Source organism: Paenibacillus melissococcoides (assembly GCA_944800085.1).
In the GTDB taxonomy this organism is placed as follows: Bacteria; Bacillota; Bacilli; order Paenibacillales; family Paenibacillaceae; genus Paenibacillus_B; species Paenibacillus_B melissococcoides.
Window position 1 is genome coordinate 1 of the sequence record CALYLO010000016.1, and the last position, 14,385, is coordinate 14,385.

General features: G+C 51.0%; 22 protein-coding genes. 21 read left to right on the forward strand and 1 reads right to left on the reverse strand.

Translation table 11 applies throughout. The features are described 5' to 3' along the window. Nucleotides 1–220 precede the first annotated feature (220 nt). The 8 genes from OCY70_RS32775 to OCY70_RS32805 all read left to right on the forward strand — a co-directional run bounded on the left by OCY70_RS32775 (nucleotide 221) and on the right by OCY70_RS32805 (nucleotide 5,782). Nucleotides 221–619 (forward strand): hypothetical protein, encoded by a 399-nt coding sequence (locus OCY70_RS32775; RefSeq protein WP_261948913.1) that lies wholly within the window; start codon nucleotides 221–223, stop codon nucleotides 617–619. 409 nt (nucleotides 620–1,028) lie between these two features. Beyond that, entirely contained in the window at nucleotides 1,029–1,163 is a 135-nt protein-coding gene (locus OCY70_RS36450) for a hypothetical protein (protein ID WP_390955206.1), read from the forward strand. Then, complete coding sequence (locus OCY70_RS32780; protein WP_390955203.1) at nucleotides 1,111–1,383, forward strand: phage neck terminator protein; 273 nt, start codon at nucleotides 1,111–1,113, stop codon at nucleotides 1,381–1,383. Before OCY70_RS36450 ends, OCY70_RS32780 begins: the two co-directional genes overlap by 53 nt. A 52-nt stretch (nucleotides 1,384–1,435) precedes the next feature. After that, complete coding sequence (locus OCY70_RS32785; RefSeq protein WP_213430767.1) at nucleotides 1,436–2,449, forward strand: DUF3383 family protein; 1,014 nt, start codon at nucleotides 1,436–1,438, stop codon at nucleotides 2,447–2,449. Nucleotides 2,450–2,549: 100 nt separating this feature from the next. After that, complete coding sequence (locus tag OCY70_RS32790; RefSeq protein ID WP_390955201.1) at nucleotides 2,550–2,870, forward strand: phage structural protein; 321 nt, start codon at nucleotides 2,550–2,552, stop codon at nucleotides 2,868–2,870. Nucleotides 2,871–2,925: 55 nt separating this feature from the next. Continuing rightward, complete coding sequence (locus OCY70_RS32795; RefSeq protein WP_213430768.1) at nucleotides 2,926–3,189, forward strand: hypothetical protein; 264 nt, start codon at nucleotides 2,926–2,928, stop codon at nucleotides 3,187–3,189. Nucleotides 3,190–3,372: 183 nt separating this feature from the next. Next, entirely contained in the window at nucleotides 3,373–5,049 is a 1,677-nt protein-coding gene (locus OCY70_RS32800) for a phage tail tape measure protein (protein WP_261948915.1), read from the forward strand. 562 nt (nucleotides 5,050–5,611) lie between these two features. Continuing rightward, nucleotides 5,612–5,782, forward strand: a complete 171-nt coding sequence (locus OCY70_RS32805) for a hypothetical protein (RefSeq protein WP_261948916.1) — start codon at nucleotides 5,612–5,614, stop codon at nucleotides 5,780–5,782. Between the two features lie 129 nt (nucleotides 5,783–5,911). On the opposite strand, the gene OCY70_RS32810 is transcribed toward OCY70_RS32805, so the two are convergent. After that, on the reverse strand, nucleotides 5,912–6,067 hold the full coding sequence (locus OCY70_RS32810; protein ID WP_261948917.1) for a hypothetical protein: 156 nt from the start codon (nucleotides 6,065–6,067) through the stop codon (nucleotides 5,912–5,914). Nucleotides 6,068–6,172: 105 nt separating this feature from the next. Here OCY70_RS32810 and OCY70_RS32815 point away from each other — a divergent pair, with 105 nt between their 5' ends. Genes OCY70_RS32815 through OCY70_RS32870 form a run of 13 tightly spaced genes read left to right on the forward strand, consistent with a single transcriptional unit; the run spans nucleotide 6,173 to nucleotide 14,308 of the window. Continuing rightward, nucleotides 6,173–6,409 carry a hypothetical protein gene (locus OCY70_RS32815; protein WP_261948918.1) on the forward strand — a complete coding sequence of 79 codons (237 nt, stop codon included), beginning with the start codon at nucleotides 6,173–6,175 and terminating at the stop codon, nucleotides 6,407–6,409. A 6-nt stretch (nucleotides 6,410–6,415) separates the two neighbouring features. After that, entirely contained in the window at nucleotides 6,416–6,754 is a 339-nt protein-coding gene (locus OCY70_RS32820) for a phage baseplate protein (protein WP_261948919.1), read from the forward strand. Beyond that, nucleotides 6,714–7,037, forward strand: a complete 324-nt coding sequence (locus tag OCY70_RS32825; RefSeq protein ID WP_261948920.1) for a LysM peptidoglycan-binding domain-containing protein — start codon at nucleotides 6,714–6,716, stop codon at nucleotides 7,035–7,037. The genes OCY70_RS32820 and OCY70_RS32825 overlap by 41 nt, the downstream gene beginning before the upstream one ends. 9 nt (nucleotides 7,038–7,046) lie before the next feature. Then, nucleotides 7,047–7,280 carry a phage baseplate plug family protein gene (locus OCY70_RS32830; RefSeq protein ID WP_261948921.1) on the forward strand — a complete coding sequence of 78 codons (234 nt, stop codon included), beginning with the start codon at nucleotides 7,047–7,049 and terminating at the stop codon, nucleotides 7,278–7,280. Then, nucleotides 7,258–7,374, forward strand: a complete 117-nt coding sequence (locus OCY70_RS36455; RefSeq protein WP_390955204.1) for a phage baseplate plug family protein — start codon at nucleotides 7,258–7,260, stop codon at nucleotides 7,372–7,374. Before OCY70_RS32830 ends, OCY70_RS36455 begins: the two co-directional genes overlap by 23 nt. Next, on the forward strand, nucleotides 7,367–8,155 hold the full coding sequence (locus tag OCY70_RS32835; protein WP_213431198.1) for a phage protein: 789 nt from the start codon (nucleotides 7,367–7,369) through the stop codon (nucleotides 8,153–8,155). The genes OCY70_RS36455 and OCY70_RS32835 overlap by 8 nt, the downstream gene beginning before the upstream one ends. Before the next feature lies 1 nt (nucleotide 8,156). Continuing rightward, nucleotides 8,157–8,480: a hypothetical protein gene (locus OCY70_RS32840; protein WP_261948922.1), complete on the forward strand. Its 324-nt coding sequence runs from the start codon at nucleotides 8,157–8,159 to the stop codon at nucleotides 8,478–8,480. A gap of 51 nt (nucleotides 8,481–8,531) precedes the next feature. Continuing rightward, nucleotides 8,532–8,888 (forward strand): DUF2634 domain-containing protein, encoded by a 357-nt coding sequence (locus OCY70_RS32845; RefSeq protein WP_213431200.1) that lies wholly within the window; start codon nucleotides 8,532–8,534, stop codon nucleotides 8,886–8,888. Next, nucleotides 8,881–10,041 carry a baseplate J/gp47 family protein gene (locus tag OCY70_RS32850; RefSeq protein ID WP_213431201.1) on the forward strand — a complete coding sequence of 387 codons (1,161 nt, stop codon included), beginning with the start codon at nucleotides 8,881–8,883 and terminating at the stop codon, nucleotides 10,039–10,041. The genes OCY70_RS32845 and OCY70_RS32850 overlap by 8 nt, the downstream gene beginning before the upstream one ends. Beyond that, nucleotides 10,034–10,675 (forward strand): hypothetical protein, encoded by a 642-nt coding sequence (locus OCY70_RS32855; protein ID WP_213431202.1) that lies wholly within the window; start codon nucleotides 10,034–10,036, stop codon nucleotides 10,673–10,675. The genes OCY70_RS32850 and OCY70_RS32855 overlap by 8 nt, the downstream gene beginning before the upstream one ends. A gap of 17 nt (nucleotides 10,676–10,692) precedes the next feature. Then, entirely contained in the window at nucleotides 10,693–13,512 is a 2,820-nt protein-coding gene (locus OCY70_RS32860; protein ID WP_261944935.1) for a hypothetical protein, read from the forward strand. Between the two features lie 11 nt (nucleotides 13,513–13,523). Then, entirely contained in the window at nucleotides 13,524–14,162 is a 639-nt protein-coding gene (locus tag OCY70_RS32865) for a hypothetical protein (protein ID WP_261945329.1), read from the forward strand. Continuing rightward, nucleotides 14,159–14,308, forward strand: a complete 150-nt coding sequence (locus OCY70_RS32870; RefSeq protein ID WP_213430592.1) for an XkdX family protein — start codon at nucleotides 14,159–14,161, stop codon at nucleotides 14,306–14,308. Before OCY70_RS32865 ends, OCY70_RS32870 begins: the two co-directional genes overlap by 4 nt. Nucleotides 14,309–14,385 lie beyond the last annotated feature (77 nt).

The following is a 14,385-nucleotide window of genomic DNA, read 5'->3' on the forward strand; positions in this document are numbered from 1 at the left end:
GCAGTTAGGGGAAATGTCCGTTACCTATGCTCAACACAGACGGAAAAGGACATGCCGCCTGTAGTAACTGCGCTTATCTCCCCATATGTTGGGCGGTGGTACTGATGCGAATCCGACTCAAGGTAAAAGAGGACAAGAAGCAATTTCGAAAGCATAAGCAGCAAGCGGAAAGACTCTCGCGATCCGTGCCGAGGTTGGTTGGATAGGCGACCGCGAACAGGTGCTCAAGGCGATATTTAACGAGTACGGCGCTAACATACCGGTAACCGACAAAATGAGAAAAAAACTACTTACCATGGGTGTTCATCTACGCGATGACACCCATTTCATTTCTATTCCTGAGCGGCCGTTTTTACGTGCGGGATATGACGCATACGAAGGGGCGCTTGCGAGGCTTATGCAGTCTCTTGTCGGGCAAGCTTTGGCCGGCACAATCACGCCAGAGCGGGCTTTGGAGCGGGCAGCAAAGGAACTCAAAAAGCACATTCAGGCGCACATTGAAAAAGGATCCTTCGTGCCCAATTCGGAGTTAACGCAAAAGCTGAAGGGCGGGAATCATCCTCTGATAGACGAAAAGAAGCTGATGGACACGTTGGAATACGAGGTGCATATGCAATGAATCCAAGGCAGTTTGAAGGGCTGTTACGTCGCTTTTCGAAGCCTTTTCAGGTGATTGTGAAGACGGAGTGGCACTTGGATCAATCCACGGGGATTGGATTCCCGGCGGTGAGTCGGAAAACGGTCACGGACTACGGGGCAATTGTGGCCCTTCCGCAACGCACCGTGATCCAATCAGGGGGCATGTACACCGAAGAGGATAGACACCTGTATAAAGCGCGAGCTCCCCTTACAAACGGAGGTGCTACATGGAGGGCTCAAGTACAAAGTGCATGATAAAAACGATTACGCCGAGTATACGGCGATCAATCGTTACGTGCTGAAGCGGGTGAGTTTATTTGATAGACCATCAACAGATTAAAACCGCCTTCGTGGGGCCGCTGCGTAACTATCTTGGGGTGACGGTTCAAATGCAGGATCAGGCGGTGCCGCAACCTCCATACCCATTCATCGGATTCACTTTCGTTGCGCCATACGTTGATCAGTCGCCATATGGTGTTCATTCAATCCGCGAGGATAGGCACAGGATCGAAAAAACTGGCTAGGGTAACCATCTCCATTACCTGCTATGCAAAGTCGAGTCAAGACGGTTACCGGATATCAGGACAGGCTCGGGACTGGTTTCAGGGTATCGGGCGCAACCTGCTAAAGGATGCAGGCATTGTCGTCGTCAAGTTGGAAGCAACGACAGCGCGTGACACGCTGCTTACTTATGATTACGAGCGCAGGATAGGCTTCGATGTGCATCTGCGAATGGTGGTGTAATCGAATATGACGAAGACATGATCGAAAAAATCAAAATGAAGGAGTGAGGCGGATGAGCGCACTGAAGGATGTAACGGTTACTATTGACCTTGTCCAGCCGATTGGGCGGCTGGGCTTTGGTACGCCGTTGATTTATGGCGCCAAGGCGAAGGGGCATGATTTCAAGTATTATTACGAGTTGGATGCGGTCCTGAAGGACTTCCAGGAGACTTCCCCGGAATATCTGGCCGCAAAGTCGATCTTTGCTCAGGGTGACAAGCGGCCGGATAAAATCGCAATTGCATGCCGAGATACGGCAAACGAAGAAGAACAGTATTTTGCAGACCACCTCGCCAAGCTGCTCGATAAAGATTGGTATTTTCTGATATGTACCAGCAACGCCCGGGAAGAGGTGTTGAAGATCGCAGATGTCATCGAATTGGATGGCTCGAAGATGTTTTTCACCCGGACGGACAATATCGAGGACGCCAAGGCGATCCAGGCGGCAGCCATGGAGCGGACCGTTGTATTCTATCACAACTGCGCCAATGCCTACCCGGAGGCCGGATGGATTGGCGCAGTTGCGGCGGCTCCCGTTGGTTCCGTGACATGGAAGTTTAAAGAGATCAAAGGATTGAGCCCTCTTGAAATTTCAGCCACGGAGCTTCAAGAAATCCACGACGCCGGAGCCGTGGCATATGTTCGAAAGGCCGGGCGTGGCGGGACAAGTGAGGGCAAGACATCCACGGGGGTATACATTGATATCATCCACGCCAAGGATTACGTGAAATTTAATATGGAGTATCAGCTACAGCAGTTGCTCAACAATACGCCGAAAATCCCATTCACGGACGCGGGCATTGCTCTTATTGAAGGACAATGCACAAGCGTACTGAAGGATGCTTTCAACAACGGGATCATCGCGGCGGACGAGAATGGATTGCCATTGTATTCGGTGTATTTTAAAAAGCGCGAAGAGATCCCGGCGGACATTCGGGCAACGCGGGAATACAACGAGGGTTCTTTTGAGTTTGAACTGGCCGGAGCGGTACACAGTGTGAAAATAAAAGGCTCTATCAAATTTTAAGGGTGAGGTGAGGATAGATGGCAGCATCAACGAATTATGATGCAATGGATGTCACAGTCACGGTCGATGGGACATTTATTACCGGCTTTGCCGAGGGTCTATGGTTGAAGGCGAGAAGGACGAGGACAACTTCGCGGCATCGGTTGGAGCACAGGGAGATGTGGTTGTGTCCGAAGTGAACAACCCACTAGGGACCATTACGATTACACTTCAGCAAACTTCTCCTTCAGTGTCATTCCTCAACCAGTTGGCTAATGCCAAGAAAATGGTGCCCGTGTGGGTGATATATAACGGCGCACCGAAGGAGAAGTTTGGCGGCAGCCGGGCGCGAGTAAAGAAACCGGCCACGGCTAGCTATTCCAACGAGGCAGAGGATCGGGAGTTTGAACTGCAGGTGTTTGACTATACGGTTGAAAGCTAGTCGCCAATGAAGGGCGGCTTTTTTTATTCCACTATAACTAAGGAGAATGATTCAAATGTCAAAGAAACAGACAACGGTTGAAATTCAAGGCGTAGAGTATACCTTCCAGCATCCAGGTGTCCGGGAGTCCGTCCGCTTGCGGGACCGATCCAAAAATAAGAGTGGGCAACTCGTCGAGGAAAAATATTATCAAGAATTGATGACGCACGTCATTGTGCAGCCAAAGGTGAATTGGGATTACTTTGACGAGCACCCAGATGTATTTGACGATGTAATGCTGGCAGCAGTTGAATTTTTGAACCCGCCCAGCGACAAGTAGTGCGGAATATAAACAACGCGCCAAGGAGAATTGGGCCTTCTGGCGCGTTGTTTTGTCTGATGGTGGTATTACGTATTCCGACGCATGCGAAATGGATTGGGACGATCTTAATGAGGCAAACGCTGCACTCGATATCCTACATGCCCAGAGCCAGAGAAACAAACAAAAATAAGGGGCGGTCGCATGTCACTCCGCAAATTAACAGTAGATGTCGGATACAACATAAGTACCAGCCCTCTTGAAACGCTGGATAAGCGCCTGAACAAGCTTTCCGGCACAAACTCCAAAGTGTTTGAGCGGATGGAGTCGAGCATGGGGCGGGCCGGAAAGGCGATGCAAGGAGTTTCGCAAAAATCGGGAGCAATGGCCTCCGCTGTATCGAAGTCACAAGGCATCACAGCCCAGGCTGCGAAAGCGGCTGATAAGGCTGCAGCAGCGAATGAACGATTGACGAAGGCCGCTGACCGGCTGCAGAAGGCAAATGACGCGGCAGCCAAGGCGACCGAGAGGGCAAGAGCTGCAACAGCAAAAGCTGCTGAGGTCGCAGCGGTATCTACCAGCTCGCAAGAGAAGGTTACCAAAGCGATACAAAGAGCACAGGCGGCCAACGAAAAGGCTACGGCTGCCGCTGTGCGTGCCCAAAAAGCGGATGAAAAATGGCGTATTGCACAGGAACAGGCTGCAGCCGCAGGCAATAGGGTTAGGCAAGCATCTAACAGCGTCACGCAGGCGGTAGACAGGCAAAGCAAAGCCGCCCAGCGGGCAGCAAAGGAAATGGACCAGCTCCGAAAAAAATACGGAGATTTCTCCAACGGCTCTTTGAAGGCGCTGGATCAGATTGACCAGGCGTCCGGCAGCATCCGTTCTGCCGGCGTAGCCATGGGGGCCGCAGGCGGCGTTCTCGCGGCAGGAATTGGTTCATCAATCAAGCTTGCAGCAGACTTTGAATCGTCAATGTCGAGGGTTGGTGCATTGTCCGGTGCTTCGGTCGAGGAAATGCAGCGACTTACTGATACTGCCAAAAGGCTTGGCGCTGAAACAGTATTCACCGCAAGTCAAGCCGCTGAGGGTATGCAGTTTTTGGCGATGGCGGATTTTAAGACAAATGACATGATTGCGGCCATGCCAGGGCTACTTGATACAGCGGCAGCGGGGCAGATTGATTTAGCCCGTGCGGCAGATATCACATCGAACATTCTAACGGGTTTTGGTATCGAGGCAAAGGATACGGCAAAAGTGGCTGACATACTGACAGCAACTTTCACTGGGTCCAACACTGACATGAACATGCTTGGCGATACGATGAAATATGTTGCCCCTATAGCGCGTGCATCCGGGCGCTCGCTAGAAGAGATGGCTTCGGCAACCGCGATGCTCGGCAATGCAGGTATACAAGGAAGTGAAGCGGGCACGGCATTGCGTGCAATAATGATCCGGTTGGCTAAACCAACTGCCGAAGCAAATAAGGTCCTTAAAGAACAGTTGGAAATTGAAACTGAACGGGAAGGCAGAGTACTTTCTCTTTCTGAGGTAGTGGGACAGTTCGTCGAGAAGACAGAGGGTTTAACGGAGGCCCAGAGAGTGGCTGCTGTATCAACGGTAGTCGGCACAGAGGCCGCTAGTGCATTTTTGGCGTTGATGGATACCGGGCAACCAGCTTTAGAGGGCTTTACAGACAGGCTCGAAGAGAGTGGCGGTATTGCAAAAACCATAGCAGATAAACAACTAGACAACCTAAACGGGGCTATGGAGAAGGTAAACTCAGCTATGGAAGGCGCAAGGCTTTCTATTGGGGAAACGTTTATCCCTATTTTAACAAGTGTAGCAGTTTTCGTAAAACAAATTAGTTGCCCGCTTTAATAGCCCTCCCTGAAGGTTTGGAAACAAGGAATAGCCACATATTCACGGCGATAGCTGGTGCGGTTCTGTTGCTTGGTGGGAGCCTTGACGGTCCTTGTCTCATCCTGCCTAATGTGGTTGGAGGATTTAAACTGCTATCGTCGGTCGTGCCCTCTCATCATGGGGAATATCGGGGCCGATGCTGATAGTCATTGCAGTTACTAGACTGCAGTCGCCGCGGCTGCATATCTTCATCATCAAGTATTGGGAGCCTATATCGGCCTTTTCCAGGAGATTGTTTCTGGGCGGCAACGGTTCGGGTATTTTACAGCAACATGGAATGCTATTGTTGGCTTCCTGGTCGATATCGTGGAATGCCCATAAAGACCACGGCGGTCAACACCTGGGGATGGCATTGTTAAACACGGTGATGGCGTATTCAGTGCGCTCCATTTGTTGAAAATATCCGAGGCATCATTCGCTCGGATTGTGAACGGCGTCAGAATGATTTGGGAAGGGCTAAAGCTGTACTTTAGCGCAGCATGGACGGTCATCAAGAATATTTTCTTGGGTGCGATCCTTTTTGATAAAGGATCTCTTTACTGGCAACTTCAGCGCTATGAAGAGCCACGCCATACAGATTTGGGATAACATCAAGGGCGCTATGGGGCAAGCGTGGGAAGGTATCAAACTGATATTTTCCGGTGCTCTCGAAGCCGTCAAGGGCTATCTCGAAGGGCATGGAACAACATAAAAATTGCCGCTGAACTTGCTTGGAACGGTATGTCTACCTTCTTTTCGACACATGGGAAGGCATCAAAGGTATGACCAGCAGAATTTGGGATGCCATCGTTGAGAGCATAAAAAAAGCGATTGGACTGGATCAAAAATCTGCCCGGGCCAGATGTGGGAGATGGGCAAGAATGCAATCACCGGGTTTATAGATGGTATTAAAGGTGCTGCGAAGGCCGTGGGCGATGCGGTTACTGGTGTCGCAAACAGTGTAACGGAAGGGATAGAGGATGCGCTCGATATTCAACTCTCCTTCTCGTGGTTATGAAGGAACTCGGGAAGTACACAGGCGAAGGATTCCAGATCGGGATAGAAGACAAGATCCCGGGAAGTATCCCATGCCGTCAATGGTATGGCAACGGCAGCCGCAACCCCTCAAGCACCTCAAACAGAGGCGGAAGGACTCGCGCCAACGTACAGCAATACGTCGGCAAATAGCAACATCATAATATCGCCCAATATTGAGATAACGATAAAAGGCGGCGGAATCAACCAGCGCCGCGAAAAATACCGCCCAGGAAGTCAAAAGGAACTTGAGAACTTGTTTAAATCATTCGGCATGAAAAATCCGCAGTATATCGAGGGGTGAGGTTAGATGGCAACCATTGACGGCATACAAATTCATGTCACAAACGAAAAGCCTTCATATTCCGTTCGGGTATCTACCTACCCTATCGAGGGCGGGGCCGCCATTACGGACCATGTGGAGCCTCAACTCGTGACCCTATCCCTAACCGGGAAGTTGGTAGGCGAGGATGCGGCGAAGAAGAGGAAAGAAATACTGGGGAAGATGAATTCCGGCACAACGGTTAAATATGTTGGCCGGAATTCCTTTATAAACTGCATCATCGAGGCTTTCGAAAGCGAACACGAATATAAAGTGGCAAAACGGCATGAATTTTACAATGCAGTTGCGAGAAATCCGCAAGGTTAAGCCGCTTTTTTCTACGAAGCTGCCAGCCAAAACTCAGACCCTTGTCAAGGTGATGACAACGGCCGGCCGGCAGCAGCTCAAGACCACAAAGCAAAGCAAGACAAAAGGCACAAAAGCAAAAAGCCAAGGACCAACGGGAAAGAAGCACACGGTTCGAGAAGGCCAGACGTGGGAAGCGCTGGCGTATACGTACAAAGTACCCCTAAAAACTTTACGTTCTTGGAATACGCAAATACCAAAAGGCACCCGCCTGAAACCAGGCATGGTTGTCATCGTAGGTTAGGAGGGGCCTATGGAGTTTATACCGATTGAAAAAGACAGCATCCCTTATCAATTTGACATTGCGCTCGGCGTAGACATCTTCACCTTTGAAGTGAACTACAACGAGCGTTTTGACTTTTTTACACTCGACTTGATGAAGGATGATCAAGTGTTGCTTCAAGGCGTGAAAACTCGTATACGGCGTTCCTGTTTTTGCAGGCATCGAGGACCACCGCTTTCCGGTGCCGTTGATTGTACCGGTTGACGAGGCAGGCAGGGAAACGGCCGTAACCTGGGGTAACTTCGGGGAGACCGTGTTTCTTGCATATGGAGAAGGCGAGGGAGAAGAAGATGAGTGAATCTTATGGCCGTGTTACGGAGTTGATTGTTGGTGGGCAGACGTTGAAGACGCCGGACCTAGAGATTCGTTTTGACGTGCCGTTTGATGATGATCCAGATCCAAACGAGGCCAGGATCGAAATCTACAACCTGAGTGACAATACGATAAACAACATCGCCCATCATTCAAAGGTTGTGCTGAATGCAGGATACAAAGGGGATGTCGGAACCATTCTTTCTGGTTACATCTCTTTTTATGAGACTCGATGGGAAGGGCCTGACAAAATTACAACCTTCACAGTCCTTGACTCGGAGCCATTGGACAGCCGGACCATTCCGAGCATTTCATATGCGAAACAAACGAAAGCCTCCACCGTCATTAGGGATTTGCTAAAGCGAGGTAACCTCAGCGCGGTCGCCTTAAGTTTGGTCAAAGATGTTGTTTACACAGAGGGGATGACCGTTGAGGGCTCCGTTGTTGATGCTATCAAGAACGTTGCCGCCGATTGCCAGACCTCCTGTTACATGCTCAAAGGGCAGTTGTATATTCGGCCACTTACCCAAGGCGACAAAATAAACTTTGTACTTTCACCGAAGACTGGCCTGATCGGTTCACCTACCTTTTTTCAGGACGACAGCAGCGCGGGTTATCAGGCCAAGTGTCTACTGAATCACCGATTGACAACAGGCAGCCTGATAACCATTGAAAGCCGCGTTGTCGAGGCATCACTCCGCGTGCGGCGCGGCCGACACTCTTCAAGTGGCAGTGATTTTACCACCGAGATAGAGGCGGTGTTTTAAAATGGCACAACTTGATAAGAGCTTGAATGGTTGGCTTGAAAATGCGTTGCGCCAACTCCACACGGCCACAATCGGGAGAGTGGCCGCATACGACAAGGAGCGACGCCGTGCAACCGTCCAGCCGCTCATCATGCAAAAGATGATGGGCAACCAGCCGAGTCCGCATGCATTATTGACGGATGTGCCCGTATTATGCCAGCGCTTCGAGGTGGATGGCGTGGAAAAGGACTATGTACCCGTTTTTACGGCAGGGGGATGTAGTTTTGCTGATATGCGTAGAGCGTGCCATGGATCAGAGTCTGAATGGAGCCATGGCATACCCTGATTCTAGGCGCAGGCACAGCTTGTCGGATACGGTTGTAGTAGGGGTGATAACGTGAATTTTCGATTGGACAGCACGGGGGACCTGATTTTCGCAGATGGCGAATTACAAATGGTATCCGGGCCGGAAGAGATTGCCCAAGCTGCCCGTGTGGTGCTGGGTACGAATCTTGACGAGTGGTTTTTGGACCCCGATGCAGGCACAAGCTATGATGTGCTGCTGCAGAAGCAGCCGAACGAAGAGGCGATTCGCGAAACGGTTTATTCAGCCCTTGAACAAGTTGAGCAAATACAGAAGGTTGATAGCATCGACATTCGTTTCGACAAGGAGAATCGAATGCTCCACATCTTTTTCACTGCGACCGCAGTAAATGGGGAGAAGGTAGAAAGCGAGGTGAGTTTGGATGCTTGATGCATCTGGATTCAAGCGGATGCGGTACAGCGATTTACTGGAGCAGATGGAAGAACAGGCGCGGGCAAAATACGGTGAAACCACGAATACATCGGCACTATCTCCACTCGGGATCATCCTACGGATATTCGCTTTTTTTCTGGCCTATGTTTGGCAGGGAGTGGAGCACGTATACTACGCGGCGTACCGAGACACAGCAACCGGCGTGAGTTTGGACCGCCTCGCTCCGCAAGTGGGGATTAAACGATTCCAAGAGGAATTTGCATACGGAGAGTTAACATTCATAGGAACGCCAGAATATACGATACCGGAAGGCACAATCGTCGGCACCGCCACAGGAAAATATTTCGTGACAAATGAGGATCTGACTCTCGATAATGACGGCAAGGGTTCTGTGGGGATCGCGGCCCAAGAAGTGGGAACAGGATGGAACGTTGCAACTGGCACAATTGTGGCTTTGCTCAATCCCGATGCGAATATCCTCTCTGTCACGAATCCGAGGCCAACAACAGGCGGACGGGAGCGAGAGACGGATGAAGAATTTCGCGCCCGGTTCCAGCAATCGGTAGCGGGCGGCGGCGCGGCCTCTGTCGATGCCTTGCGAGGGACGCTATTACGGTTGTCTGGTGTTCGAGCGGCGGCCGTGATAGAAAACACCTCACTTACTACAGATGCGGCAGGCAGGCCCGGGAAATCGTTCCAGTGCTATGTGTTGGGAGGCGATGAGCAAGAGATCGCAGCCGCCATTTTCGCAACAAAGGCTGGCGGTATCGAAGCACACGGCGATATTGTTCGCGAGGTTACCGATGTCGCAGGTTACAAGCACAAGGTCAAGTTCAGCCGTGCTGAGGAAGTTTTGATTTCTGTTCATGCGAAGATAAAGCGAACTGTTCAATACCCGGCTGACGGTGACGAAAAGGTGATATCCGAAATCGTGCAGTACATCGGCGGGGAGCACGACGGTAAGTATTACAACGGCTTGTCCATGGGGGCGGCCGTAATATACAACAAATTAATTAGCGCGGTGTACAGGGTTCCAGGCGTGGATGATGTAGAATTGCTGCTGAACGGTGATTCGAAAAACATTGAAATCGCCCCTCATCAGGTGGCGAGGATTCGGGACCAGAATATCGAGGTGACCAGCCGTGTTTAGCGTGAAGGACATGCTTGGTCGGTTCACCGATGCGTATAACAAAAACCCTGAGAGCAATCTTGGAAAACTGGTGTCAATCCTACACTCTCAGCTTACAAGCCTGGAAGATACGCTGGACAAAATTCAGGAATGGCGAGACATTGACCGGGCCCGGGGAACAACCCTGGACAGGATCGGGGAAAACGTAGTGCAGCCGCGTGGAGCTGCTACCGACGAAATTTACAGAATTTTGTTGAAGTCGAAGGTAGCGCGAAACTTATCGAAGACGGACATTAACACGATCATTGAAGTTTTAGCTTTGGCCCTAGATTGCGATTTTTCGGAAATTCGAATCGAGGAAAAGCATGCGGACCCGAACGAACCGGAGCCGGCCGCACTTTCTTTGCTACGTGTGCCGATAGCTCGCCTGAACGAAGTGGGAATGTCACCGTACCAGTTCGCGCAGATCATCCAAAAAACAGTGGCTGCAGGCGTCCGGGTTGCACAAATTGATTTGTCTGGAACCTTTCTCCTGGCGTCGAAGCGAGCGGAAGTTGAAAAGAGCAAATTTGGGCTCGCGGATATCGCTATGACAACAGGCGGCACCCTTGGAACGGTCTATATGCCGGGCAATGACTACGAATTACCGATTTAGGGAGGGAGAAGATAGGAATGCCATTCAATAAAGAATTACCCGAATGGAAGGCAGCAGGAATACAACCTCCTGAGTCAAAACGGGTGAAGGGCTGGGAAGTTGAGGATCGGCCGCCAGCTGATTGGCTCAATTGGCACATGAATCGATCCTATGAGGCGCTGCAGGAGCTGCAGGAAAAGGCTGCGGAGAAGGATGATGTATCGAAGGCACTTAAAGATGCCAAGGAATACACGGACCAGAAGGCTCAGGCGGTTACCCCCGAAAGCATCGGGGCTGAAACGCCAACAGGGGCCCAAGAGAAAGCGGATGCTGCCCTTACAGTGGCGAAGCAGTACACCGATGAAAACATCAACGTATTAAGGGCGGATGTTGATAGCAATACGGACGAAATACGCAACCTAAAGCAATCTGTCGATCACGTTTTAGGCAAGCCCTTGGGGATTAAACCCGGCCTCCAGGTGGTGGAGGTCGAGAATGATACGCCGTTCCAGATGGGGGAGATAAAGGGCCGGACACTCATCAACCTACTAGGACGAGTTGGAGACTGTGAAAATACAGCCGATTGGTCTGCACCCGGACCCGGTGTTAAGGCTCTAAGCACCGAGCGGGTATACGGATCCTTTTCCATCGAAGTGGCGAGTACGAAGGAGGAACAGGCGGGATTTGGTATTCGTTCCAATGGTGCTGTAAAAGACCTGGATAAATACTATATTGCCGTCGGGTATATTCGAAACATATCCGCTCAGTATGTACACCTCTCCTTTGCAGAAGTGAAGAGCGAGGCCAATGTAACATCATGGTTCAAGTCGAATGGGACAGTCAAGTCCAATCAGTTCACATATGCATATGTCGCTGTTTCCCCCGTGGATCTCGCTGGCAAAGACAGGGTGGAAGTCTACGTCCGAGGCGTAGCATCAGAAGCAGGCCAAAAGATATCTGCGGATGGAATCGGGCTGTATGAGATCACCGAGGCCGAGTACAATGCAATTGAAGGCATGACACCGGAACAGGTTGCCAAACGCTATCCATACGTAGACAGCATGACCAACGTAAAGAACCCATACGCCATCGTAACGGGAGGCAATCTGCTGCCGCCGTTTTATGAAGCCGATCGGATCACTGTCGCATCGAAAGCGACAGTGGTAGCCCCTTATGAATTGCGTTTTGGCGCTGGTGGAGACGGGGACTTCCTGGCGTATCATCTATCGGTACTGCCGAATCAGACATATGTATTCTCGCTCGAAAATTCCGGGGTGTCATGGTGCATCACGGAACTAGACTACAACACGTTCGTTGTCCCATACGGTACGGATACTTACCGCTCCTTCAACGTTGGTAGTCGAACGCAGATTGCGCTAGTACTCAAAAGCTTTTCCGCCGATATTGACGTATCCTGTAAAAACCCGATGCTCACCGTCGGAACCGAAGCGAAGCCCTTCGTACCGCAGCAACGTAGCATGATCGCCTTCGAAACGGAGCTCGCCGCTCATCCGGTAGACGGCAGCAATCCCGATACGCTCTTTATGGGAGACGATGGGCTACCGTATGTGCTGGAGCCGTGGGGGAAGGTTACGTTGGATGGGTCCCATGTATGGAAAAGACATTCTACACAAAACGACTTTAAAGTCCTTTCTGCAAATGATTGTGTTCCAAATAACAGTTCCCCAGCAGATGAAGATGACTACGGCAGACTTTTCGTTACAAAATACAATGGCAGTCTATTAAGCGTAAATGATAAACCTATAAATGTAGAAAATTGGGGTTTTAGTGATGTTACTCGCATTTTCACATCTAATGCTTATATTTCAGTGCACAATAATGAAAGTGGATGGGGAGGAAATTACAATCCGGAACCCGACGAGATTAAGGCGTATTTTAACGGTTGGAGGATGTACCAAGAAGGGAGCCGCGAAACTCCATATACAAGTGGTAAAAAGCAATGGTTTAAGATAAATAAGCCAAGCGATCCAAGTGTAGCTGACACGCCAACAACGTCATATCCGGAATGGACGCCTTACCGCCTCCAATACCTGAAGGCGAAGCCAACCGTCGAGCCCGTCAGGAATTACGAGTTGGGCGCGACACTCTCCGCAGGCTCTAACATGGTCGAGGTCGGCAGCGGTATTGTGATCCGGGAACGGGCGAATCCAGCGCCCGGTGTTAGCGATGAAGGAAATATTAACAATGCATATCTGCCTGCAACGATGCTCCGACACAGGACACATGTAGCTAGTGCAATAGTTTATAAAAATAACGCAATTGACAGGGCGTGGATCGCGAAGGGCGACAATGTTTTACAAACTGAACCTAGTTATTACGACCCAACCGCAATCTACCACGTCACCTATACGATGCTTCATCCAACTCTTGCGCCTCCAATCAGCGGCACCGTGGCGGCCAACCTGCGTGGGACTGTGTCGGACTTGGTGAAGGATGTAGGTGACATCGGGCGGCGGCTGTCGGTGGTGGAGACGCAGAAGGCGGAGAAGGATGCGCCACCTCCTCTGCGGATTAAACCTACATTATTGAATGGGTGGGTAGATTATGGATCGCCTTTTGAACATTCGTTCTACTATAAGGATGATTCGAATGTTGTTTCGATTGAGGGCTTGATAGGTAGGGGAACGGCAGCGTTGGGTACATCTTTGTTTATACTTCCAACAGGGTTTAGACCTGACAAATCGCTTATTTTCCCTGTGCTTGGATGGGTAACAGGTGTAGGCGAGGCTCTTGTCCGCATTGACGTGGATCCAACGGGGATTGTAAAGATTGGCTCGCCTAATGCAAAAAATGATTATCTCTCATTGCAAGGTATATCGTTCCTTGCAAATAAATAAGGAGGCACGACATGAAAGAAGCAATCATAACCGACCTATCCGGTCGCTACATCGAACCGACGCTCGTTGCGGACTCCGTGACGGGCGTTTTTGATCGGCGGGAACCGGTTGAACCGGACGAACCCGGCAGCCTTCCGCAGTCTGAACCGGAGCAGCGTGACGACGAGCAGCCTGACGAACCGGAAACGGTACTCGTAGGCTACACCGTAGCTGTGCCGATGCCTGACGGGCTGTATCAGCCTATATTCGATGTCGAGGGCTACAGAGCAGCGCAGGAGGCTTATGAGGCTGCATACGCCGAATACATGGCCGTGCTGGCCGAGCATGACCCGGAGAGCGACGATCCGCTGCCGGAGCCGCCGCAACCCGTGGACGGCCCAAGCTTCTGGCGGAACGGACTCACGGACGAGGAAATCGAAGCGCTGAATCCGGATCCGCAGCCGTCACAGACCGACGCGCTGGGCCAAGAATTGACGCAAATGAAAATCAGGAATATCCAGCAGCAGAGCGTCATTGATGGCCTTGGCAAGGAGCTGACCCAATCGCGCCTGGACAGCATGCAGAAAAAGCAAACGATCGACAGCCTGGGCGGGGAGCTGACGAATGCCAAACTTGAAATCATACAGCTTAAAGGGGGACAATCGACATGAATTTCTGGAAGCTCGCTTTTGAATGCCGGTGGATCGATGCAGAGGGACTATGCGCAGCCGTGAAGACGGAGGCCAATCCGTTCGGGGAGATTACGCCGCAGGAGTACGAAAAGATTACCGGCCAGGAATACCCGGTAAAAGAGTAGGCGCCGCGCCATAGAGCCGGCGCTATATTTATGCCCTCACGGCAGCGTGGGGGCTAATTTTATCCAAGGGGGAAATG